The organism is Azotobacter bryophylli (assembly GCF_042643485.1).
GTDB classification, from domain to species: domain Bacteria; phylum Pseudomonadota; class Gammaproteobacteria; order Pseudomonadales; family Pseudomonadaceae; genus Azotobacter; species Azotobacter bryophylli.
On sequence record NZ_JBHRSJ010000006.1, the window covers coordinates 24,393 to 47,615 of the forward strand.

The window sequence follows — 23,223 nt, forward strand, 5'->3', positions numbered from 1 at the left end:
CTCGTTCTGTCAGAGTTTGGCCAGTCCCAGCCCTGCCCAGGTGGCCAGCAGGCCGCCGAGCACGCTGAGCGATATATAGCCCAGAGCGACCCCCGCCGCGCCGTTTTCCAGCAGGCGCAGGGTATCCAGGGAAAAGGAGGAAAAGGTGGTGAACGCCCCGAGAAAGCCGAGAATCAGCCCGCTGCGCAGCTCTGCCGGCAGCTCCGGACGACCGACGAACAGCCCGTACAGATAACCGATCAGCAGGCAGCCGATCAGGTTCACGGTCAGGGTCGCCAGCGGGAAGTACTTGGGCAGATGGGTGTTGACCCAGCTGGATACGGCGAAGCGCAGCAGGGTGCCGATCACGCCGCCGGCGGACACGGCCAGGATCAGGCGGATCATCGCTTGCGCCTCTGCCTGGGGCTCGCCCGGTCCAGCCCGGCCAGATGCTGCAGCTTGTCGCCGATCTTCAGCTCCAGGCCGCGCGGCACCGGCTGGTAGTAGCGACGCGGCTCGAGCGCCTCCGGAAAATAGTCCTCGCCGGCAGCATAGGCCTCCGGTTCGTCGTGGGCGTAGCGGTACTCCTCGCCGTAGCCGAGCTGCTGCATCAGCTTGGTCGGCGCATTGCGCAGGTGCAGCGGCACTTCTAGGGAGCCATGGGCCTCGGCATCGTGGCGGGCCGCCTTGAAGGCCGTGTAGACGGCATTGCTCTTCGGCGCGCAGGCCAGGTAGACGATGGCCTGGGCCACCGCCAGCTCGCCCTCGGGGCTGCCTAGGCGCTCCTGCACGTCCCAGGCGGCCAAGCACAGGCTCAGGGCGCGCGGGTCGGCGTTGCCGATGTCCTCGCTGGCCATGCGTACCACGCGGCGGGCGATGTACAGCGGGTCGCAGCCGCCATCGAGCATGCGCGCGAACCAGTAGAGCGCGGCATCGGGATTCGAGCCGCGCACCGACTTGTGCAGGGCGGAGATCTGGTCGTAGAAGGCCTCGCCGCCCTTGTCGAAGCGCCGGCGGCTATCGCCCAGGAGGTCCTGCAGCAGCTCGACGCCGATCGCCTCGCCGTCCTCGACCAGATCGGCGGCGTTCTCCAGCAGGTTGAGCATGCGCCGCCCGTCGCCGTCGGCCGCGGCCAGCAGCATCCTGAAGCTGTCGTCCGGCAGGCTCAGCCGGCGCTTGCCGAGCCCCTTGTCCTCGCCCAGGGCTCGCTCGACCAGCTTGCGCAAGGCCGCCTCGTCCAGGCTTTTCAGGACGTAGACCCGCGCCCGCGAAAGCAGCGCGTTGTTCAGCTCGAACGACGGGTTCTCGGTGGTCGCACCGATGAAGATCAGCGTGCCGTCCTCGACGTAGGGCAGGAAGGCGTCCTGCTGGGACTTGTTGAAACGGTGCACCTCGTCGACGAACAGGATGGTGCGCCGACCGTACTGGGCCGCCTGCTGGCGGGCGACCTCGACCGCCTGGCGGATCTCCTTGACCCCGGCGAGCACCGCCGAGATCGTCTCGAAATGGGCGTCGGTGACCTTGGCCAGCAGCCGCGCCAGGGTGGTCTTGCCGACACCCGGCGGGCCCCAGAAGATCATCGAGTGCAGGGCGCCCTGCTCCAGCGCCTCGCGCAGCGGCTTGCCGCGGGCCAGCAGATGCTCCTGACCGACGTACTCGTCCAGGCTGGCCGGGCGCAGGCGCGCGGCCAGGGGCTGGGCGACGGGATCGGCTCGAAACAGGTCCACCTAGGGCATCACTCCTGGATCACGTCGGCACCTGCCGGCACTTTGAAGACGAACTGCGCGGCATCGATCTTCTGGTTCATCTTCACCCCGAAGAACAGGATGTTGGTGCGCTGGCCGACGCTGTCGATCAGCTGCATGTCGTTGACCACGCCATTGCGGAAGGATAGGCGCAGGTTGTCGAACAGCGTGTCCTTGGCTTTCGGCTTGAGGATGAAATCCACCACGCCCCCGGCTTCCTTGTGGGTGATCTCGAAGTTCTCGCCGATCTTGGACACGTCGCCGGAGAGCAGCAGCGCCGGCGTGTGGGTCAGGCGCTGATCGAGGGTCTGGATGGTTACCTGCTGCAGGTCCGGGTCGTAGAGCCAGACCTTCTGGCCGTTGGAGACCAGCAGCTGCTCCATCGGCTCGTCGGTGTGCCAGCGGAACAGCCCCGGGCGCTTCAGGGCCAGTTCGCCGGCGCTTTCCTGCAACTGGGTGCCGGAGCCGTCCAGGGTCAGTTGGGAGAAGCGTGCCGTCAGGGTCTGTGCCTGGTTGAGCAACTGGGTCAGACGCTGGATCGAGCGCTCGTCGGCCTGCACGGGCAGGAGGACGAGGGTCAGAGCGGACAGCAACAGCAGGCGGACAAGGCGCATGGGTTTTCTCTTGTGAGCGTGGGAGATCAGTCGCGAACCGGCGCCGGGGCGATCACTTCCCGCGAGCCGTTGGTATTCATCGACGACACGACACCAGCCATCTCCATGGCCTCGATCATCCGTGCGGCGCGGTTATAGCCTATTTTCAGCTTGCGCTGAACAGCGGAAATGGATGCGCGCCGACTTTCCGTGACGAAGCGGACGGCCTCATCGTAGAGCGGATCCTCCTCGCTGCCCTCGCCGCCCTCGCCGCCACCGCCCCCGTCGAAGCCGCTGCCGCCCTCTTCCACGCCGGACAGGATGTCTTCGATGTAGTCCGGAGCGCCGCGCTGCTTCCAGGCCTCGACCACCCGGTGCACCTCGTCGTCGGAGACGAAGGCGCCGTGCACGCGGATCGGCAGTCCGGTGCCGGGCGGCAGATAGAGCATGTCGCCGTGGCCGAGCAACTGCTCGGCGCCGCCCTGGTCGAGAATGGTGCGCGAGTCGATCTTGCTGGAAACCTGGAAGGCCATCCGGGTCGGGATGTTGGCCTTGATCAGGCCGGTGATCACGTCCACCGACGGGCGCTGGGTCGCCAGGATCAGGTGGATGCCGGCGGCACGGGCTTTCTGTGCGATACGGGCGATCAGCTCTTCGACCTTCTTGCCGACGATCATCATCATGTCGGCGAATTCGTCGACCACTACCACGATGGTCGGCAGCGGCTTCAGCAACGGCGGCTCGTCGTCCATGCTCTCGCGGCGGTACAGCGGATCGCCGAGCGGCATGCCGGCCTCCTCTGCGTCCTTGATCTTGCGGTTGAAGCCGGCCAGGTTGCGCACGCCCATCGCCGCCATGAGCTTGTAGCGCCGCTCCATCTCGGCCACGCTCCAGCGCAGGGCATTGGCCGCCTCCTTCATGTCGGTCACCACCGGGCAGAGCAGGTGCGGGATGCCCTCGTAGATCGACAGTTCGAGCATCTTCGGGTCAATCATGATCAGGCGCGCCTCTTCCGGCGTCGACTTGAACAGGATCGACAGGATCATGGCGTTGACCCCCACCGACTTACCCGAGCCGGTGGTACCGGCCACCAGCAAGTGCGGCATCTTCGCCAGGTCGGCGATAACCGGCTTCCCGCCGATGTCGTGACCGAGCGCGAGGGTGACCGGCGATTTGGCCTCTTCGTACTCGGGGGATGACAGCACCTCGGAGAAGTGCACCATCTGCCGGTCCTCGTTGGGAACCTCGATGCCCACGGTGGTCTTGCCGGGAATGACTTCCACCACACGTACGCTGATCATGGCCATGGAGCGCGCCAGGTCCTTGGCCAGGTTGGAAATGCGGCTGACCTTGATCCCCGGCGCCGGCTGAATCTCGAAGCGGGTGATGACCGGGCCCGGGTGCACGGACTCGACCGTGACCTCGACGCCGAACTCCTTGAGCTTGATCTCGAGCAGGCGCGAGAGATTAGCCAGTGCTTCGGCCGAATAATTTTGCGACTTCTTCTCGGCCGGATCGAGCAGAGAGATCGGCGGCAGAGTTCCGGCCAGGGCGCTGTCGACGAACGTCGGAGCCGGCCGGGTGACGACCTGGACAGGCGTGACCGGTCGCGGAGCGATGGATTCCGACAGGGGGGTGATGACCGGAGCGGGTCGTTTTTCCGGCTCGGCTGCCATCTCCACGGTCGGCCTTGGGGAGACTGCCGGGCTGTAGGACTCCCTCACCGGCACCGGGGCCTGGTGAGGCTCCTCGTCGACCGAGAACGGCACCTCATCGGCCCAGGGCAGTGCTTCATCCACCTTTTCATCGGCCTTGAGTGCCGTCTCATCGCCGAGCGGGATCTCGTCCCGGTCCGCGAAAAGCGGCTCATGGCTCACCGGCTCCTCGACCGGAGCCGAAACCGGGCGAATCTCCGGTGCCGCCTTCGTTACCTGGACCTGGCTAGCGGACTGCGGCTGTGGCGCCACCGGCTCGACGGCATCCACAGACTCCTCGTCGAGCGGCGCATCGATCCAGGGCTCGATCCGCGGTTCGATCCTGGCTTCGGCGCGAGGGACGGCGACTGTCGGGAGAGCGATCTTGGGCAATACGATTCCCTTCTCCTTGCGGGGAGGAGCCGTCTCCTCTTTCTGTTTGACCGGCGCATCGACAGGCTTGGCCGGCGCATCGACTTCCCGTAACTGGGCAACCAACCGCCTGCGTTCGACCCGAGCGCTCCACCAGCGAACGATGGCATTGCGGACCAAGTCGAAGAGATCGAGGGTGATCTTCCCGGTCAGGTCCATCAGCCCGAACCAGGACAGATCGGTGAAAACGGTCAGGCCGAACACGAAAAGAGCCAGAAACACCAGAGTGCTGCCATGCACGTTCAGCAGACTCATCCCCAGATGACCGAGAATCCCGCCGAGGGCTCCCCCCGGGGACGCCGGCAATTCGGAGGGCGACTGGAAATGGATGAAAGCCAGCGCAGACCCCGATATCAGCAGGAGCACCAGCCCTGCCAGGCGCCAGGAGAACAACCAGCCGTTCCAGCGCCAGGGCTCGTGGCGTGCCTTGAAGGCCTGGGTCGTCTTGATCGCCAGCAGCAGAGGGAAGAGATAGGCGAAATACCCGAGGGCCATGAACAGGATATCGGCAAACCAGGCGCCTGCGCGGCCGCCGAGATTGTGAACCTGTTCCACGTTGCTGGCATGGCTCCACCCCGGGTCGGCGCGATCGTAAGTCAGCAATGCCATCCACAGATACAGGCACAGGACGCCCATCGCGATCAGGGCCCCCTCCTTGAGTCGGGCATGCAAATGCTGACGCCAAACTGGCAACTGTGCGGTAGTAGAAGATTTCTTCAAACGCGTTTTCCTGCGCCCGCGGCGCTTCCCCATCTAAGATTACGATTCAGCCGACGCCCATGCAGCCGTCATCCGGACAGACAGCCAGGCGTCTTTCGTGCAGTGTCCAAGCCGATTTTCGGGATTCGGGCCCATGGCCCGCGAGTCAATTCCGCAACCACCGGAAACAGGCGGTCTCAGTCGTCGGATATTGTACGGTTTTGTCAGCCCCATACCATGCCACACGGCTGCTCCAGCCCGTTTTTGCTGCCCTCTCGCCCTTCGGTGTAGCATAGCCGTCAACTATTTCCCTGCGGCTCCATTGGAGCATGCATTCTCTTACACGACAAAGGCTTATGGGGACTTTTTATGAATGACGTCAAGCACTCGCGCCTGATCATCCTGGGTTCCGGCCCGGCCGGCTATACCGCCGCCGTCTATGCTGCTCGCGCCAATCTGAAGCCCCTGCTGATCACTGGCATCCAGCCCGGCGGCCAATTGACCACCACCACGGAAGTCGACAACTGGCCCGGCGACGTCGAAGGACTTACCGGCCCGACTCTCATGGAGCGTATGCAGAAACATGCCGAGCGCTTCGATACCGAGATCGTCTACGACCACATTCATACCGCCAAGTTGCAGCAGCGGCCCTTCACCCTGGTCGGCGACAGCGGTACCTACACCTGCGACGCCCTGATCATCGCCACCGGAGCATCCGCCCAGTACCTCGGACTGCCTTCGGAAGAAGCCTTCTCCGGCAAGGGCGTTTCCGCTTGCGCCACCTGCGACGGATTCTTCTATCGCAACCAGGTGGTCTGCGTGGTAGGCGGCGGCAATACCGCCGTCGAGGAAGCCCTATATCTCTCCAACATCGCGAAGGAAGTGCACCTGATCCATCGGCGCGACAAGCTCCGCTCCGAGAAGATCCTGCAGGACAAGCTGTTCGAGAAAGCCCAGCACGGCAACATTCGCATTCACTGGAACCAGACCCTCGACGAGGTACTTGGCGATGCCTCCGGCGTCACCGGGGTTCGCCTGAAGAACACCCAAACCGGCGCGACCGAGGAATTGCAGCTGACCGGCGTCTTCATCGCCATCGGTCACAAGCCGAACACCGAGCTCTTCGAAGGCCAACTGGCCACGCGCGACGGTTATCTGGTCGTCAAGGGCGGCAATGCGGGAGATGCCACCGAAACCAGTATCGAGGGCGTGTTCGCGGCAGGCGACGTGGCAGACAATGTCTACCGTCAGGCCATCACCTCGGCCGGCGCCGGCTGTATGGCTGCGCTGGATGCCGAGAAGTTCCTGGACAATTGAAACCCATGGCGGACTGAGTCCGCCCTCCTCTATCGGTCCCGCCATGCTGACCTGGCTGCAACGCGACAGTTCGAGCTTCCCTCCCCTGGACAGGGCCCTACGCGAACCCAATGGCCTCCTGGCAGCCGGTGGCGACCTCTCCGTCGAACGCCTGATCCGAGCCTACCGCCACGGCTGCTTCCCCTGGTATCAGGAGGGACAGCCGCTGCTCTGGTGGTCTCCCGATCCGCGCACCGTGCTTTTCCCCGACGAATTGCATCTCTCCCGTAGCTTGCGCAAGACCCTGCGCCAGAACATCTTCCAAGTCACCTTCGACCGGGATTTTGCCACTGTAATCCGGGCCTGCGCTGCTCCACGCGATTACACCGATGGAACCTGGATCACCCCGGAGATGCAGTCTGCCTATTTGGAGCTGCACAGACGGGGCATCGCCCACTCAGTGGAAGTCTGGCAAGACGGAACACTGGTCGGGGGCCTATATGGCTTGGCGATGGGGCGACTATTCTTCGGCGAATCCATGTTCAGCCGAACGGACAACGCATCGAAGGTTGGCTTCGCGACCTTGGTGGCGCGACTCAAGGAGTGGGGATTCGTCCTGATCGACTGCCAGATGCCCACTCAGCACCTGCACAGCCTGGGGGCCCGGGAGATCTCCCGCAGTCAATTCGCCGATTATCTGCGGCGTTACCTCGATTGCCCTAGCGCCGCTGATTGGCTTGCCTAGAAGAGGCCCGCAGCCTGGCATACACTGATCGAAGACTACTGAAGACTTCAGTAGCCAGGGCTATTCAGAGGGTTGACCATGACCGAGCTGGCTCGCCTTAAGTTCTATGCCACTCAACCGCATGCCTGCAGCTATCTGCCCGAAGAGCAGGCTACCACCCTGTTCCTCGACCCCAGTCAGCCAATGGATGTGCACGTCTACGCCGAACTGTCGGACATGGGATTTCGACGCAGTGGCGACCATCTTTATCGCCCCCACTGCCAGCAGTGCAACGCCTGCATCCCGGCCCGGATTCCAGCTGCCGACTTCATCCCGAACCGGCAGCAGCGGAAGATCCTGAGACGCAATCAGGCCCTCCGTGTGCGGGCCGTGCGGCCGACCTTTAACGATGAATACTACAGGCTGTATGCACGCTATATCGAACGACGGCATTCAGACGGAGACATGTATCCGCCCAGCCGCGACCAGTTCTCGACCTTTCTGGTCCGTGATCTGCCCTTTTCGCGCTTCTACGAGTTTCGCGAAAACGAACGGCTCATGGCCGTCGCGGTAACCGACGTCCTACCGAACGGGCTCTCGGCGGTCTATACCTTTTACGACCCCGACGAAGAACATCGCAGCCTCGGACGCTATTGTATTCTCTGGCAGGTTCACGAAGCGGCGAGGCTCGGCTTGCAAGCTGTCTATCTGGGCTACTGGATCAAAAACTGTCGGAAGATGAACTACAAAACCCAATATCGTCCGATAGAACTATTGGTGAATCAGCGCTGGATTACCTTGACGTGAGCGCTGGTGGCGTTATTGGCTATTTTCAGGCACAATGCACGCCGTTTTTGCTCGCGCGCCAGCTGCGCTGAGCCATTCAACTGTATCCCGAGGGCTTTACTGCATGTCGAAAGAAGACAGCTTCGAGATGGAAGGCACTGTCGTCGACACCCTGCCCAACACCATGTTCCGCGTGGAGTTGGAAAATGGGCATGTCGTTACCGCGCATATCTCCGGCAAGATGCGCAAGAATTACATCCGTATCCTCACCGGCGACAAGGTGCGGGTCGAGCTGACGCCTTACGATCTCAGCAAGGGTCGCATCACTTACCGCGCCCGCTAAGCTGACTGTGACCATAATGAAAACGCCCGGCATGCCGGGCGTTTTCATTTACAGCTTCAGAAATTCAAGCCATTTCTGCCGTGGTCTCGTATTCGAAGAAGAGCTCTCCATCCTTGAGATCGATATGCACTACGCCACCATGTTCGGCCAATTCCCCGAATAGAATTTCCTCGGCGAGCGGCCGCTTGATCTTGTCCTGAATCAGGCGCGCCATGGGCCGCGCGCCCATCTGCGCATCATAACCATGCTCAGCAAGCCAGCCGCGCGCCTCGTCACTGACATCCAACTGGACCCGCTTGTCTTCCAGTTGCGCCTGCAGCTCGGTTAGGAACTTGTCGACGATACTCTTGATGACTTCGTGACTCAGTCGGCCAAACTGGATGATGGTATCGAGACGGTTGCGGAACTCGGGCGTGAAGCTCTTCTTGATCACCTCCATCGCATCGGAGGAGTGATCCTGAAGAGTGAAGCCGATCGATGCCCGCGCCGCCGTTTCCGCACCAGCATTGGTGGTCATGATCAAAATGACGCTACGGAAGTCCGCCTTGCGCCCGTTGTTATCAGTCAGCGTGCCATGATCCATGACCTGCAGGAGCAGGTTGAATACCTCCGGATGCGCTTTCTCGATCTCATCGAGCAGCAGAACGCAATGCGGCTGCTTGGTGATCGCCTCGGTCAGTAGACCGCCCTGATCGAAGCCAACATACCCGGGAGGAGCGCCGATCAGCCGCGAAACGGTATGTCGTTCCATGTACTCGGACATATCGAAACGGACCAGCTCGACCCCCAACGCCTTGGCCAACTGCCGTGCAACCTCGGTCTTGCCCACACCAGTAGGACCGGCGAAGAGGAAAGAACCGACCGGCTTATCCGGCGACTTGAGCCCTGCGCGCGACAGCTTGATGGCGGTAGACAAGGAATCGATTGCGGCGTCCTGACCAAAGACGGTCAGTTTGAGATCCCGCTCGAGATTGCGCAGCAGCTCCTTATCAGAACTGGACACATGCTTCGGCGGAATGCGGGCAATCTTGGCTACGATTTCTTCGACCTGCGGCACCTCGATACGCTTGACACGCCGCTCCTCCGGTTGCAAGCGCTGATAGGCACCCGCCTCATCAATTACATCGATAGCCTTATCTGGCATATGACGGTCGTTGATGTAACGCGATGCCAGCTCGGCGGCAGCTCGCAGGGACTCATCGCTGTATTCGATGGCATGATGCTGCTCGAAGCGGCCTTTGAGCCCCCGCAGAATGCCGACCGTATCCTCGACCGATGGCTCGACGACATCGACCTTCTGGAAACGCCGAGCCAAAGCCCGATCCTTCTCGAAGATACCGCGAAACTCCTGAAAAGTAGTCGATCCAATGCAGCGGATTTCGCCAGATGAAAGAAGCGGCTTCAGTAAGTTCGAAGCATCCATCACGCCACCAGATGCCGCTCCAGCACCGATGATGGTATGAATCTCATCGATGAAGAGAATGGCGTGAGGCTTCTTGCGCAACTCATTGAGAAGGGCCTTAAAGCGCTTCTCGAAATCACCGCGGTACTTGGTGCCCGCCAGCAGAGCCCCCAGGTCGAGGGAGTACACGACGCTGTGAGCGAGCAGATCCGGCACCTGATTATCGACGATGCGCTTGGCAAGCCCTTCGGCAATCGCCGTCTTGCCGACCCCAGCCTCACCGACCAGCAGCGGATTGTTCTTGCGGCGCCGAGCAAGGATCTGAGCAACGCGCTCCACCTCATTCTCCCGACCAACAAGCGGGTCGATGCGTCCCTGACGAGCCAACTCGTTCAGGTTGCTGGCATAGGCTTCCAAAGGATGCCCGGCCGATGAAGACTCTCCTGCTTCCTCATCCTGCATATCCTGCTCACCATCCGGATGATCACCATGCCCTGGTACCTTGGAGATACCATGGGCGATATAGTTCACCACATCGATGCGTGCCACATTTTGCTGTTTGAGCAGGAAGACGGCCTGGCTTTCCTGTTCGCTGAAGATCGCCACCAGCACATTGGCACCGGTGACCTCTCGCTTGCCCGAACTCTGCACATGGAATACTGCGCGCTGCAGAACCCGCTGAAACCCCAGAGTCGGCTGAGTTTCACGCTCCTCATCATGATGAGGGATTAAAGGTGTCGTGGAATCGATGAATTCCTGAAGATCATGGCGAAGCCTGTCCAGATTCGCGCCACAGGCTCTCAAGACGGTGGCCGCGGCTTCGTTGTCCAGCAGCGCCAGCAAGAGATGCTCCACGGTCATGAACTCATGACGCTTTGCGCGAGCCTCCTTGAAGGCCAGATTGAGTGTGACTTCGAGCTCACGGTTCAACATAGCTTCACCTCATACCCAAGCGGTCGGCATTAACCGTCCTTCTCGATCTCACAGAGCAGCGGATGCTGGCACTCCCTTGCGTACTGATTGGCCTGCATGGCCTTGGTTTCCGCAATATCACGAGTAAACATTCCACATACTGCCCGTCCCTCTGTATGGACAGTCAGCATGACCTTTGTTGCCAGCTCGCGGTTAAGGTTGAAAATCTTCTCTAGTACTTCGACCACGAAATCCATTGGTGTGTAGTCGTCGTTGAACATTACCACCTTGTACATCGGTGGTACCTGCAACTCCGGCCTGGCTTCCTTCACGACCAGATCGAAGGAGTCGTCCTCATGCACATCGGGGCGATCCTGATTGAATGTTAGTCGAATCTGACTGCTTGCGAACATGGCTGGGAGAAAGCTTCCGGTTGGACGAGTACGATAGTAGTGGATTGAACCGCCTGGACGGACAAGTACAGCATTGCCTTGACTATCGGCCAAACGATGATAAAAACAAGGGATGTCCGTAAGGGCATCAGAGGTTCCGTACGCTCGTCCAACCTGGTCGTTCGTGCACGGAACGTAATGGATGATACTCCAGGAGATGGAGTCTTTGCAGAGGGACGACGGCATGCTTAGCGGTAAGGTCAAATGGTTCAATAACGCCAAGGGCTACGGATTCATAGTGGCAGATGGACGCAGCGAGGATCTGTTCGCCCATTATTCAGCCATTCAGATGGACGGCTATAAAACCCTGAAAGCAGGCCAGGCCGTGAATTTTGAACTCTTGCAAGGCCCCAAGGGCCTACACGCGATCAACATTCGCCCCTGCTCTACCAGCGCCGACGCTCCGGCCATGATCGGCGAAGAACAGCCATCGGCCGCCGACACGAGCGACATCTGAATAAAGGAAAACAAAAAAGCCGGTCATGGACCGGCCTTTTTCTGGCTAAAAGCCGCATTCTGCGCAGGCTTCGCTACTGAATACTTTCCTAGCCCACACTTTAGCCCACACTTTGGACTGAGTGTGGGTACTTATTGGATGTCATGCTGGCGCTGGCGAATTTGCCTCGGCGATTCAGCGCCCCTCACCAGGCAAAGGCCGGGCTGATCCCCAGGCGTGAGTAATTCGCTTCGGTCTACCCTTCCGCACCTCAGTAAAAACCGAGTGCGGTTATGACGACTGCCTGGTCTATTCTCAACCGCTCGCAACCCCATACAAGCGCCTTTGGATATCGGCCAAATTTTCGGCCGATCTTTCAGGGGCGCCGATGTGATCCACACCGGCCTGACCCCGGCCTGTTTCGGTGGATACCGCGCTGGATACCACCGCTGGATACCGGCAATTGGCATGGCGATCGGCGCTTGCGTAGAAAGTGCATGAGGTCTCGGTATTGGCCGATGTGGCTCGCTCCCCGACTTGCTTGGGGGTATCCCGCGGAGATGCTGCCGAGGCCTCTCCCTCCCACCCCTAGGCCAGCGTAGTGCCAGCAACTTGCGAACCGCAGAGCCAGCCATCCATCCAGCGGCGAACACGCAGCTCAGGGCGTAGCGCCTCCCGCCAACTGGCGCCCCGGTAACGACGCATCTTCACCGTCTGCCACTTCAAGCCACGCTCGGCTGCCCATTGGCTGGCCGGCAGGGTTTTCTCGCCCAGGGTCACCGGCATCTCTGCCGCGCAGATCGTGTCTCGCATTTCGCCACCTCGCTCCGTGTTCTGGAGCGGATGACGCTATGTGACTTGCGCAAGAGCAATAGTGGGCTGCGCTGGTTAGGTCGGCTGGTGATGGTGCCTTGGGGCAATAGTGGTAGGGCGTGCCGAAGTGAGCCAAGAAGGCGTCCGGCAGAGAACAGCCAAAAGCGGACATCGAGTGCCTAGGAAATCCGGGAAGATTCAAGCCATTTGAATCTTCCTATCCGACAGCGCGTCTGGAAACGTCAACATAGACACTTGGCCACTCGCCACCACCTACCAACGACAGCTACGATGAGGCGATGTAGGGAAGTGCGCGTCAAGGGAGGGCCTGACGCGAGAGTCTTCCACGTCCTGGACTCTGTACCAGGCTTAGGACAAGGAGAAAGGCATGAGCGACGAGGTCATCGAGCAGCCCGGCAGCAAGCTGCCTCAGGATACCCATGCTATAGCTCACTCCACGGAGCCTACGCAGACCAAGACTGTTCAAGTTCACGCCGCCCTTGTCGCCAAGCTGAACCTGGCTGACTTCCAGAACTCGGTACCGGTAATCCGGGAGCTTCGCCTGGTCAATGACACTGACCAAAAGTACACCGATCTTGAGCTTCAACTCACTTCCGACCCTCTGGTTTTCAAAACGAAGACATGGCACATCGATGCGCTCAGCCCGGGCACATTCCTCCCTATTCCAGGACTCGACCTCCAGATCGATGGTGCGCTGCTGGCTCGGCTGAGTGAGGCTGAATACGCTGCGGTCGTCTTTACCCTGACAGCGAAGGGCGCCGATGAAGAGGGACGACAGGAGGTTGCTCGGCAGGAGATTAGTCTGGAGCTACTTCCTCGCAACCAATGGGGTGGCCTCTCCCATCTTCCGGAGATGACGGCAGCCTTTGTCCAGCCCAATGATATTGCTATTGAACGACTGCTGAAAAAGGCTGCCGAATTGCTTCGGGCGCAAGACAAAGATCCTGCACTCAACGGCTATTCCGGTGGATCCGCGCATGCATGGGAGATCGCCTCGGCAATCTGGGCTGCGGTTGCATCGTATACGTTGGACTATGCCCTTCCCCCGGCAAGCTTTGAACAGTCCGGCCAGAAAGTGCGAGGCCCCAGCCACATTCTGGAAAGTGGCCTCGGTACGTGCCTCGACCTGTCCTTACTTTTCTGTGCGGCGCTGGAGCAGGCCGGGCTCAATCCACTGCTGGTATTCACTAAAGGGCATGCCTTCACTGGTTTCTGGCTCAAGGCGGAAGAGTTTTCAAACAGTGCCGTAGATGACATCACGGCACTGCGTAAACGCATCAAGCTCAATGAGCTGAAACTCTTTGAAACCACACTCGTTACACAGCCGAGTATCCCTCCGTTTTCCTATGCCATCGAGCGAGGTGCACAGCATCTTGCCGAGGGCCAAGAACATGCCTTCGAGTTGGCTCTGGATATTCGGCGATCCCGCCTACAGCGCATCAAACCACTGGCCAGCGGGGATACTTCAGCGGTCGCCCCCCAACAAAATGATGGTAAGGCAGCTAGTGGCCAGGAGCTGATAATCGAGCTGCCGCCGGCTCTGCCTGATGAAGTACCTGCCGAGATTGATGTCACCTCGCTCGATCCCAAGGATCGATTGGCACGCTGGCAGAGAAAGCTCCTCGACCTCTCCCTGCGCAACAACCTACTGAACTTCAAAGCCGGGAAGAAAGCGGTTCGACTGGAGGCACCAGATCCTGGCGCGCTGGAGGATATTCTTGCCAGTGGTCAGCAGATCAAGCTGCATACCCGCCCAGACTTGATGGATGGTTCTGATCCCCGCGATCAGGCACTGCACGAAGAGCGTGAGCGCGAAGACGTCAGGCGACAGCATGCTCTGGATGCCCTTAAGCAGCGAGAAGTGTTCGTTGGCCTGCCCGAAGCAGAACTCGAGTCGCGCCTGACGGAGCTCTATCGGGGAGCTCGGACAAACCTGCAGGAAGGTGGCTCCAATACTCTGTTCCTGGCACTGGGATTCCTGACCTGGACACGAGAAGGAAAGAAGGACCAACGCTATCGCGCGCCACTGATTCTGGTGCCCGTAACCCTTGAGCGAAAAAGCGCACGCTCAGGATTCACTCTGGTACTGCATGATGATGAACCGCGCTTCAACCCGACGCTGCAGGAAATGCTTCGACAGGACTTCGAGCTCAACCTCGGCGTAGTCGAAGGCGAGCTGCCTAAAGACGAGGCTGGCCTGGATGTCGCTGCGATCTGGCGTACCGTAGCTCACGCCATCAAGGACATCAAAGGGTGGGAGATTAGCGAAGACGTCGTGCTCTCTATGTTCTCGTTCGCCAAATACCTGATGTGGAAAGACCTCTCGGAGCGCTCGGAAGCGCTTCGGCAAAGCCCTGTGGTACGGCACCTGCTGGATACCCCTCGCGATGCATTCAATGGCAGCGGTGGCACTTTCCCGGATGAGCGGAAACTGGATGCCGAGTACAGCCCACAGAAAGTCTTCTGCCCCCTCCCCTCCGACTCGTCGCAGCTGTCTGCGGTGCTGTCTGCTGCTCAGGGGCGTGATTTCGTTCTGATCGGGCCACCGGGCACCGGTAAGAGCCAAACAATCGTGAACATGATTGCCCAGTTCATCGCGCAGCAGAAACGGGTGCTCTTTGTCTCTGAAAAGATCGCCGCACTGGACGTGGTGTACCGTCGACTGAGGGAAGTCGGCCTGGGCGAATTTTGTCTTGAGGTGCACTCGAGCAAGTCCAAAAAAACGGAAGTTCTCTCACAGCTTCATTCTGCCTGGGAGGCACGCGGCACCTCAGATGCCGCGACCTGGCAGATGGAGGCCCAGCGGCTCCAGAGCCTGCGGGAAAATCTGAACCTCTACGTTGAGCGCCTGCATGAGCGCTACCCCAATGGGTACTCGATTTACGATGCCATCGGCGTTGTCATCAGCAACAAGGATCTGCCCCTGATCGGACTGAGCTGGGGCTCGCACCTACAGCATCAGCCCTCCGACATGTTCGCCATGCGCGAGGCGGCTGACCGCCTGGAAGTCAATGCACACGCTGTTGGCCTCAACGCGTTGGCCAGCCATCCCCTGCACCTGATCGGCAACAATGACTGGTCACCCACCTGGCAACAGCAGGTCATCGATGCGGCACGTGAGCTCATTCCATCCATTCGCACTGTCGAGAAGGCCAATGAGCGCTATGCCCAGATGGCAGGCCTACCCTCGTTGCCGTCCAATGCCACCACACTCCAGGGGCTATCGGTACTCGCCAAGATTCTCCCGCTCGCTGCGGGGCAAGACTGGCGCTTCGTGCTGCGTCCCGATGCCAGGACAATAGGTCAGCGCCTGGAGACAGGGCTGCAGTTGATCGAGCAGCATCAACAGCTGAACCAAACACTCCCCAGTTGCTGGACATCCAGCACTCTGGAAGAGTGCCAACGAGGCCTTACTCTGCTAGCCCGACACTCGGAGCAGAAATCCAAACTCGCTCAACCATGGCCGGTAGCGAGCATAATCCTGTTAAACCAAGGAGTTGATGCGCTAGCCGAGGTAACGAAGCATCAGGAAGCACTGTCAGTCTCCTACTCTGAGGCAATCGAGAAGCTCGACGTCGCCCAACTGCTGCACGATTGGGAGCTAGCGGAACAGTCCATGTGGCCGAAGTCCTGGCTGATTCAGCGTCGCGTAACCAGGCTGCTGACGAGTACCCAGTCGTCTCCCGGCACACTTGCAGTCTTGGAAGATCTCCAACGCTGGGTCGAAATACGCAAGCTTCGGGAACGCCTCAATGCAATGGATCCCGGTTCGCATACCGTGCCGGTATGGCAAGGAGCGAAAACCAACCCAGTCCTCCTCTCGACAGCTATACGCCTGCAGGCAGCGCTGACCGCAGCAACTGAAGGCTGTACCTGGACAGAGCAAGGGTTCGAGTCTATTGCACAAGGCGAAGCCGGCTCAGCCCTGAAGGAAACGCTTGAGCAGATTCGCAGTCTCCAAGCGCTCGAAGCAGAGATTGCATCGCTCGCCCCCATAGCAGAGAGCACGGGCCGCCTATGGGACGGTCTACAAACACGGGTCGACGCGCTGAGCGCGGCTGTTGCCTTCCAGCGTGCACGCCGAAGCATTGTTCATGAAGGGCGCCTGGAGGAAGAACACGAACTCGTGGCGTCGGGTAAATGCGGCGATGGGCTCCAAGGGGAATTGAAGCTACTGAGGCAGCGTGAGGGGATCGAGCAAGAACTGGGCGAGCTGGCCGATCTACGCGATATCACAGCGGGACTCTGGGCGGGCCTACACACCAAGTCCGATGCCGTGGCCCGGGCTCTTAAATTCCATGGTCATCTGGCAGGTGCCATTGCTGCCCTCGCTCAAACACCCGAGCAAGTCGAGAGTCTTAAGTCCGCGCTGGGGCGACTACTTGGAGATGCAAACACGCTTCTCGAACCGGAAGGGCAATTAGGCCTGGCCGGCCAGCAACTGCTCGAAGCCTTAGAGGCGTACATTGCTCAGTCGAGAAAACTGATCGAGATCGGCCATTTCCTCAAGGAGGACGACACGGACTTCGCCACACTAGAGCTTTCGCAGCAGTCCCAGCATTGCGAGCGACTCGTGCAATCGGCGCCGGTACTACGCGCCTGGTGCGCTTGGAGAAAGGCTCGCGACGAAGCTTCATCCATTGGTTTGCTTGCACTGGTCGAAGCCCTGGAAGCTGGCGATGTCCAGCCAGGGTCGGTACGCAATACCTTTGAAACCAACTACGCCCGCTGGTGGCTGAATACTGCGGTCGACCACGAACCGGTCATTCGCACCTTTGTGAGTGTCGAGCACGAGCAGCGTATTCGTGATTTCCGGGCCCTGGACGAGCGATTCACGGCGCTGACTCGAGATCTGCTTCGCGCTCGCCTGTGCGCCGAGCTACCAACTCAGGACTCGGTCAGCAGGAGCTCGGAGTGGGGGGTCCTGCGTCATGAGATTACGAAGAAAACTCGTCATCTTCCGTTACGCGAATTGATGTCGCGCATTCCTGATGCGCTTACCAAGCTGACGCCCTGCTTGCTCATGAGTCCACTTTCCATCGCCCAGTACCTCGCCGCCAATGCAAGTGTCTTCGACGTGGTGATATTCGACGAGGCCTCCCAGATTCCGGTATGGGATGCAATCGGTGCCATTGCCAGAGGTAAGCAAGTGGTCATGGTAGGCGATCCGAAACAGCTGCCGCCCACATCCTTCTTCGATCGCGCTGAGTCCACCCAAGACGATGAGGATGTGGAGGCTGATCTGGAGAGCATCCTGGATGAGTGCATCAGTGCCAACCTCCCCGTACGCAATCTCAACTGGCATTACCGCAGCCGGCACGAGAGCCTCATCGCGTTCTCGAACCAGCGTTACTACGAGTCCAAGTTGGTAACGTTCCCCTCCCCGGTCACGTCTGATCGCGCGGTAAACCTGCACATCATAAACGGGGTCTACGAGAAAGGTGGCGCTCGAACCAACCCTACCGAAGCCAAAGCGCTCGTGCATGACGTGGTCTCGCGTCTCCGCAGCCCCGGCTTCCGGGAAAGCAAGCTAACTATTGGCGTCGTGACCTTCAATGGCGAACAGCAAAAGCTGATCGAAGACCTGCTCGATACCGAGCGAAAAAATGATCCGTCGTTGGAGAGCTACTTCGCCGAAACTGAGCTCGAACCTATCTTCGTGAAAAACCTGGAAAGCGTTCAAGGAGATGAACGCGACATTATGTACTTCTCGATCACTTACGGCCCTGATGCCGCCGGCAATGTCGCGATGAATTTCGGGCCACTGAACAGGACTGGTGGTGAACGGAGACTCAATGTTGCTGTTACCCGGGCCCGCCATGAACTGAGGGTATTCAGCACACTGCGACCTGAGAAGATCGATCTGGCTCGCACTCAGGCATTGGGTGTGCGCGACCTCAAACATTTCCTAGAATTTGCCGAGCGAGGCCCGCGAGCCCTAGCCGAGGTGGACGTTGGCAGCCTCGGCGGATATGACAGTCCGTTCGAGGAAGCAGTGGCCAATACCTTGCGCCAGAAAGGTTGGCAGGTCGTGACACAAGTGGGGGTTTCAGCTTTCCGCATCGACCTGGGCATCGTTGACCCCGATGCCCCTGGTCGCTACTTGGCCGGCATTGAATGCGACGGTGCCACTTACCACCGCAGCGCGACAGCACGCGACCGTGACAAGCTTCGTGAGCATGTCCTCCGTGGCCTGGGCTGGGAAATCCTGCGCATCTGGTCAACCGACTGGTGGATTGATGCCGCCGGCACAGCCCAGAAGATCCACGAACGCCTGGAGGCATTGCTCGCGAAGAGCCGAGAGCAACGCGCTGCCCGCGACGCGCAAGTAGGGCAGGCTGCTATAGCTGTGGCTGACACCGAAGCTGACGACTACGACAACGTTGTCCCCTTCCCGCAAGACAAGGCGCCGGCACAAGAACCAATGGAGCCCTCCCTCGAGACGACGAGCCCAGAGTTAGAAATGCCAACCCAACAATATGCTCGTGCAGACGCTGGAGCGTCAGCCTCAAGCACTGGTTTTGGGCTGTATCGAGAGAGCGATCCGCTGACGGCGGTGGAAGGTGTCGATCCAGATGCCTTTTTCGACTCACGCTACGACTCTACTCTTGAAACGATGGTTACACATGTCATCGAAGAGGAAGGTCCGATCCTCGACACTACCCTAGCCCGCCGCATTGCTCGTGCACACGGATGGACACGCACCGGCGCCAGGATTCGTGATCGAGTAACCAGCGTGGCCAATCGAAGCCATCGCCAGAACACCGAAGACGTAGGGCAGTTCTTCTGGCCAGCACGGCAGTCCGACTCAATGGCTGTTACCTTCCGACGTCCTGCCGATGCCGGGAGCATGCGCGCCGTCGATGAAATCTGCAGCCTGGAGCTAGTGGCTCTTGCACGAGCGCTTGCCGAGCAGCGCTTGGCTGGCGACGAGCTGCTCTATGCTATGGCGCGAGAAATCGGATTGCAGAAAGTTTCTGCATCCAGTAGAGCCCGCATAGAAGCGGCAATCAGCCAAATGTTCTCCTGATGGTCCGCTTTTTGCCGTTTCCGACCCGATGAAGCAGGCAGCTTTGGGTCGTTTGCCGCTGGTCATATTGAGGGATGTCGAGCATGAAGCGCCGCTTGGCCAGGACTGACTGCCTCCCCAACCTGGGGCCAGATCATCGGATTGACGCGATGCCAGCGTCTGCGTACAAAAGGAGCGAGCCCAGCGATAGGGGCGAAACTTGAACCCGTCTGATAGTACGGGTCAGGCCGCCCACAGGAATCCTGGGCTTCTCTGTTTCTACCGCGATGCCGCGCACCGATCGGTAGCCCCTTCCCCCGGAACCGGGCCGACCACCACGAACATCGTGATAGCCGCTGGGCATGGCACCCTGCAGCCAGTAGGGCTACTTGCCGACGCGGCGCAGCTCGGGCGGCAGCTTCGGCCCGAACGGCGCGCCCGGGGCAAACGGATCGGGTAGCAGGTGCTCGTGGCTGTGACGGTTGAGTTCCTGCTGTGGCGCCCAGTGCTGCCCTCCAGGCTGAAATTCGCATGCAACTATGCACCCGACAGCTCTGTGCGCCATCCACGAAGATGGGATGGTATTAATCTGAGTGAAATGCGCCGTCTCGTCTCAGGCGAGCCGGCACAAGACTCAGTGCGTCGGCGCCGGCGCCCGAACGAATTCCGCCGCTCGCTCTCCGATCATGATGCACGGCGCGTTCGTGTTGCCGCTGATCAGCGTGGGCATGATCGATGCGTCTGCGATGCGCAGATTGTTGACGCCGCGCACCTTCAGCTCTGGGTCGACCACGGCCATTGCGTCGATGCCCATCTTGCAGGTGCCGACCGGGTGGAACACGGTGGCGGCGTAGTCGCGTAGGTGCGCCAGCAGTTGTTCGTCGCTCTGCACCTGGGGGCCGGGAAGCATTTCGGCGCCGCGCAAGGCGTCGAACTCGGGTTGGGCGAGGATGCGGCGAGCGAGCTTCACACCTTCGACCAGCACCTTGGCGTCTTCGGGATCGTCGAGGAAGTTGAAGTCGATTTCCAGGCTGCGCCCCGCGCCCAGGCGCACTTCGCCGATGCTTTTCGGGCGCAGCACGCAGGTGTGGATAGCATAGCCGTGGCCCCACTCGAACAGCCGACCACGGTGGCTGCGATAGCCAGGGACGAAGTGCATCTGCACGTCCGGCAATTCACCCGCCAGCGGCGTGCGGGCGAAGCCGCCGGCTTCGACGTAATTGGTGGTCAGCCAGCCCATCTTCTGTGCCAGGTACTTGAACGGCGAGGCCAGTACCTTGGGCAACGAGCCTAAGGAGAAGCCAAGCGACAACGGGTTTTTCGAGCGTACGGTGACCAGGCCATCGATGTGGTCCTGCAGGTTCTTGCCCACGCCGGGCAGATCAACCTTGCAGGCCACACCCGCCAGTTCCAGTTCGTCCTTAGGACCGATGCCGGAGTTGAGCAGGATGTGCGGCGAGCCCAACGCGCCGGCACAGAGAATGGTTTCACGCTCGCAATGCAAGGTGCGCCACTGGCCGCCTTGTTGCAATTCGAGCCCGGTGACGCGGCTGCCGTCGAGCAGCAGGCGGCCGACCTGGCAGCCGGTGAGTACGGTCAGGTTGGCGCGATCACGCACCGGGTGGACGAAGGCACGGTAGCTGGACAGACGCTTGGCGCCCTTCTGCGTGACATTGTAAAGACCGACGCCTTCGAGGCTGCCGCCATTGAAGTCATCATTACGACGCAGGCCGATGTGTACGCCAGCGCGGATGTAGGTTTCCGACAACGGGTTGGGATCGCGCGGACGATCCACCAGCAGTTCACCCTGGGTGCCGTGATAGAGCAGCGACTGGCCAAGGCAATTGCCTTCCGAGCGCTTGAAGTAGGGCAATACGTCCTGCCAGCCCCAACCGGGGCAGCCGGCGCTTTCCCAACGGTCATAGTCGCTGGCGTCGCCGCGGATGTAGATCATGCTGTTCATCGAACTGGAACCGCCCAGAGCCTTACCACGCGGGGTGTGCAAGCTGCGGCCGGCGAGATTCTTCTGCGGCACGGAGAAGTAGTTCCAGCTAAACACCTTGCTCTTGTACAGGGTGATGGTGCCGGCCGGGGTCTGCACCCGTGGGCTGGCGTCACTACCACCGGCCTCGATCAGGCACACACTCACGTTCGGGTCGGCGCTCAGGCGGTTGGCCAGCACGCAGCCGGCCGAGCCGGCACCGACGATCAGGTAGTCGTAGCGGTCGCTCATCTCAGTGCACCTCGGCCATGTCGTCATGCAGCAGGCCGAGGATGTGGCGCTTCATGCTGATGAATTCCGGCTCCATCACTACATCGAGGCTGCGCGGTCGTTCCAGCTGCACGTCGAGGACTTCCTTGATCCGGCCTGGGCGCGCGCCCATCACGTAGATGCGGTCGGCTAGCAGGATCGCCTCGTCGATGTCGTGGGTAACGAACACCACGGTCTTCTTACTGTTGCCCCACACCTGCAGAAGCAGTTGCTGCATCTGCAGACGGGTCTGGCTGTCGAGGGCGCCGAACGGCTCGTCCATCAACAGGATCTGCGGGTCATTGGCCAGGGCGCGGGCGATGGCCACGCGCTGCATCATGCCGCCGGACAGCTGCTTGGGGTGATGCTCAGCGAACTTGGCCAGGCCGACCTCGCCCAGGTAGAACTCGACGATGGTGCGAATTTCGTCCTGCGGCAGGCCGCGACGCTTGAGACCGAACTCGATGTTCTGCCGTACGGTCAGCCAGGGGAACAGGGTATAGCCTTGGAACACCATGCCACGGTCGGCGCCGGGACCGTCGACCTTCTGCCCGCCGACGTAGATATATCCCTCGGTCGGCTCGTTTAGGCCGGCGGTGAGGTAGAGCAGGCTCGACTTACCGCAGCCGGACGGGCCGACGATTACCGCGAACTGCCGGTCTGGCACCTCGAAGGAAACCCGGTTCAGAGCAGTGAAGGTTTCACCCTTAGGCGAGCGGTAGCGCAGACTGACGTTGTCCACCCGCAGGCGCGCCGCAACCTCGGCGTACACGCTGAGCGGCGGCATGATATAGGGTTTCTTGGCTACTGCGCCCATGCGGCAATCCTCAGTCGAAGCAGTCGGAACAGTTGGTCGGTGATCAGCCCGAGCAGGCCGATGATGGCGATGGCGAGGAAGATCACATCCACCTGGAAGCCACGCATGGCCTTGAGGCTGATGTAGCCCAGGCCGCTCGACGCAGCGACCAGTTCGGCCACCACCAGGTAGGTCCAGGCCCAGCCCATGGTCACTCGCAAGGTGTCGAGGATGCCCGGTAGCGACGCCGGGCCGAGCACGTGCAGGACCACATCGCAGCGTTTGGCGCCGAGGGTGTAGCTAGCGTTGATCAGATCCTTGGAGATGCCGCGCGAGGCGTCGGCGACCATCACCAGTTGCTGGAAGAACACGCCGAAGATGATCACCGCCACGCGCTGCTCCAGACCGATGCCAATCCACAGGATGAACAGCGGCACGAAGGAGGTCACCGGCAGGTAGCGGATGAAGTTGACCAGGGGCTCGAGGAACGCCTGGACGATGCGGAAGCTGCCCATCAGCAGGCCTAGCGGCACCGACACCAGGGACGACACGAGGAAGCCGATCAGCACAACTTCCAGGCTGGCCAGCACGTGCTTGCTCAGGGTGCCGTCACCGGCCAGACGGGCGCCGGCGGCGAGCACCTCGCCCGGTGTCGGCAGAAACATCGACGGCACCACGCCGCCATAGGACAGACCGGCCCACAGGCCGATCACCAGCAGCCAACACAGGCTGCTCGCGCCGAGCATGAGTTTGCCCGGCAGCTCGACTTTTGGTGTCAGGCAGCGCTGCAACCAGGATTTTTGCGTGGCCATTGCACCACCTCTTTTTGGAAATTAAACG

16 protein-coding genes are annotated in these 23,223 nt (G+C 60.6%); 6 read left to right on the plus strand and 10 right to left on the minus strand.

The genetic code is table 11. The annotated features are described in order from the left end of the window. Positions 1–9 precede the first annotated feature (9 nt). The 4 genes from crcB to ACFOJE_RS03715 are packed head-to-tail and all read right to left on the minus strand — an operon-like array spanning position 10 to position 5,163. Positions 10–384, minus strand: coding sequence for a fluoride efflux transporter CrcB (crcB, locus tag ACFOJE_RS03700; RefSeq protein ID WP_377812919.1), 375 nt, complete (start codon positions 382–384; stop codon positions 10–12). Next, positions 381–1,706, minus strand: a complete 1,326-nt coding sequence (locus tag ACFOJE_RS03705) for a replication-associated recombination protein A (protein ID WP_377812920.1) — start codon at positions 1,704–1,706, stop codon at positions 381–383. Before ACFOJE_RS03705 ends, crcB begins: the two co-directional genes overlap by 4 nt. A gap of 8 nt (positions 1,707–1,714) precedes the next feature. Then, on the minus strand, positions 1,715–2,338 hold the full coding sequence (gene lolA, locus ACFOJE_RS03710; protein WP_377812921.1) for an outer membrane lipoprotein chaperone LolA: 624 nt from the start codon (positions 2,336–2,338) through the stop codon (positions 1,715–1,717). A gap of 26 nt (positions 2,339–2,364) precedes the next feature. Continuing rightward, positions 2,365–5,163, minus strand: coding sequence for a DNA translocase FtsK (locus ACFOJE_RS03715; protein ID WP_377812922.1), 2,799 nt, complete (start codon positions 5,161–5,163; stop codon positions 2,365–2,367). 348 nt (positions 5,164–5,511) lie between these two features. On the opposite strand from ACFOJE_RS03715, the gene trxB reads away from it, so the two are divergent. From trxB to infA, 4 genes are all read left to right on the plus strand, one after another. After that, positions 5,512–6,459 (plus strand): thioredoxin-disulfide reductase, encoded by a 948-nt coding sequence (gene trxB, locus ACFOJE_RS03720; RefSeq protein ID WP_377812923.1) that lies wholly within the window; start codon positions 5,512–5,514, stop codon positions 6,457–6,459. A 43-nt stretch (positions 6,460–6,502) separates the two neighbouring features. Next, complete coding sequence (aat, locus tag ACFOJE_RS03725) at positions 6,503–7,183, plus strand: leucyl/phenylalanyl-tRNA--protein transferase (RefSeq protein WP_377812925.1); 681 nt, start codon at positions 6,503–6,505, stop codon at positions 7,181–7,183. A 78-nt stretch (positions 7,184–7,261) separates the two neighbouring features. Continuing rightward, complete coding sequence (locus ACFOJE_RS03730) at positions 7,262–7,969, plus strand: arginyltransferase (RefSeq protein WP_377812926.1); 708 nt, start codon at positions 7,262–7,264, stop codon at positions 7,967–7,969. Between the two features lie 103 nt (positions 7,970–8,072). Then, positions 8,073–8,291, plus strand: a complete 219-nt coding sequence (gene infA / locus ACFOJE_RS03735) for a translation initiation factor IF-1 (RefSeq protein WP_002553999.1) — start codon at positions 8,073–8,075, stop codon at positions 8,289–8,291. Positions 8,292–8,355: 64 nt separating this feature from the next. On the opposite strand, the gene clpA is transcribed toward infA, so the two are convergent. Together clpA and clpS are read right to left on the minus strand one after the other, a co-directional pair. Then, entirely contained in the window at positions 8,356–10,626 is a 2,271-nt protein-coding gene (clpA, locus tag ACFOJE_RS03740) for an ATP-dependent Clp protease ATP-binding subunit ClpA (RefSeq protein WP_377812927.1), read from the minus strand. 29 nt (positions 10,627–10,655) lie between these two features. Further along, positions 10,656–11,018 (minus strand): ATP-dependent Clp protease adapter ClpS, encoded by a 363-nt coding sequence (gene clpS / locus ACFOJE_RS03745; protein WP_377812928.1) that lies wholly within the window; start codon positions 11,016–11,018, stop codon positions 10,656–10,658. 223 nt (positions 11,019–11,241) lie between these two features. Here clpS and cspD point away from each other — a divergent pair, with 223 nt between their 5' ends. Continuing rightward, positions 11,242–11,514 (plus strand): cold shock domain-containing protein CspD, encoded by a 273-nt coding sequence (gene cspD / locus ACFOJE_RS03750; RefSeq protein ID WP_377812989.1) that lies wholly within the window; start codon positions 11,242–11,244, stop codon positions 11,512–11,514. A 567-nt stretch (positions 11,515–12,081) separates the two neighbouring features. On the opposite strand, the gene ACFOJE_RS03755 is transcribed toward cspD, so the two are convergent. Continuing rightward, positions 12,082–12,306, minus strand: coding sequence for a hypothetical protein (locus tag ACFOJE_RS03755; protein WP_377812929.1), 225 nt, complete (start codon positions 12,304–12,306; stop codon positions 12,082–12,084). A 388-nt stretch (positions 12,307–12,694) separates the two neighbouring features. On the opposite strand from ACFOJE_RS03755, the gene ACFOJE_RS03760 reads away from it, so the two are divergent. Further along, positions 12,695–19,357: a DUF3320 domain-containing protein gene (locus ACFOJE_RS03760; protein WP_377812930.1), complete on the plus strand. Its 6,663-nt coding sequence runs from the start codon at positions 12,695–12,697 to the stop codon at positions 19,355–19,357. Between the two features lie 613 nt (positions 19,358–19,970). On the opposite strand, the gene ACFOJE_RS03765 is transcribed toward ACFOJE_RS03760, so the two are convergent. Genes ACFOJE_RS03765 through ACFOJE_RS03775 form a run of 3 tightly spaced genes read right to left on the minus strand, consistent with a single transcriptional unit; the run spans position 19,971 to position 23,195 of the window. Beyond that, entirely contained in the window at positions 19,971–21,569 is a 1,599-nt protein-coding gene (locus ACFOJE_RS03765; RefSeq protein WP_377812931.1) for a GMC family oxidoreductase, read from the minus strand. A gap of 1 nt (position 21,570) precedes the next feature. Beyond that, positions 21,571–22,404 carry an ABC transporter ATP-binding protein gene (locus ACFOJE_RS03770; RefSeq protein WP_377812933.1) on the minus strand — a complete coding sequence of 278 codons (834 nt, stop codon included), beginning with the start codon at positions 22,402–22,404 and terminating at the stop codon, positions 21,571–21,573. Beyond that, positions 22,392–23,195, minus strand: a complete 804-nt coding sequence (locus ACFOJE_RS03775) for an ABC transporter permease (RefSeq protein WP_377812934.1) — start codon at positions 23,193–23,195, stop codon at positions 22,392–22,394. Before ACFOJE_RS03775 ends, ACFOJE_RS03770 begins: the two co-directional genes overlap by 13 nt. Between the last annotated feature and the right edge of the window lie 28 nt (positions 23,196–23,223).

Bases quoted from the DNA above. Each gene is read 5' to 3' on its own strand.
- lolA (WP_377812921.1), bottom strand. From the start codon at position 2,338: ATGCGCCTTGTCCGCCTGCTGTTGCTGTCCGCTCTGACCCTCGTCCTC.
- ACFOJE_RS03770 (WP_377812933.1), bottom strand. From the start codon at position 22,404: ATGGGCGCAGTAGCCAAGAAACCCTATATCATGCCGCCGCTCAGCGTG.
- trxB (WP_377812923.1), top strand. From the start codon at position 5,512: ATGAATGACGTCAAGCACTCGCGCCTGATCATCCTGGGTTCCGGCCCG.
- ACFOJE_RS03760 (WP_377812930.1), top strand. From the start codon at position 12,695: ATGAGCGACGAGGTCATCGAGCAGCCCGGCAGCAAGCTGCCTCAGGAT.
- ACFOJE_RS03775 (WP_377812934.1), bottom strand. From the start codon at position 23,195: ATGGCCACGCAAAAATCCTGGTTGCAGCGCTGCCTGACACCAAAAGTC.
- clpS (WP_377812928.1), bottom strand. From the start codon at position 11,018: ATGTTCGCAAGCAGTCAGATTCGACTAACATTCAATCAGGATCGCCCC.
- clpA (WP_377812927.1), bottom strand. From the start codon at position 10,626: ATGTTGAACCGTGAGCTCGAAGTCACACTCAATCTGGCCTTCAAGGAG.
- cspD (WP_377812989.1), top strand. From the start codon at position 11,242: ATGCTTAGCGGTAAGGTCAAATGGTTCAATAACGCCAAGGGCTACGGA.
- crcB (WP_377812919.1), bottom strand. From the start codon at position 384: ATGATCCGCCTGATCCTGGCCGTGTCCGCCGGCGGCGTGATCGGCACC.
- infA (WP_002553999.1), top strand. From the start codon at position 8,073: ATGTCGAAAGAAGACAGCTTCGAGATGGAAGGCACTGTCGTCGACACC.
- aat (WP_377812925.1), top strand. From the start codon at position 6,503: ATGCTGACCTGGCTGCAACGCGACAGTTCGAGCTTCCCTCCCCTGGAC.
- ACFOJE_RS03765 (WP_377812931.1), bottom strand. From the start codon at position 21,569: ATGAGCGACCGCTACGACTACCTGATCGTCGGTGCCGGCTCGGCCGGC.
- ACFOJE_RS03730 (WP_377812926.1), top strand. From the start codon at position 7,262: ATGACCGAGCTGGCTCGCCTTAAGTTCTATGCCACTCAACCGCATGCC.
- ACFOJE_RS03755 (WP_377812929.1), bottom strand. From the start codon at position 12,306: ATGCGAGACACGATCTGCGCGGCAGAGATGCCGGTGACCCTGGGCGAG.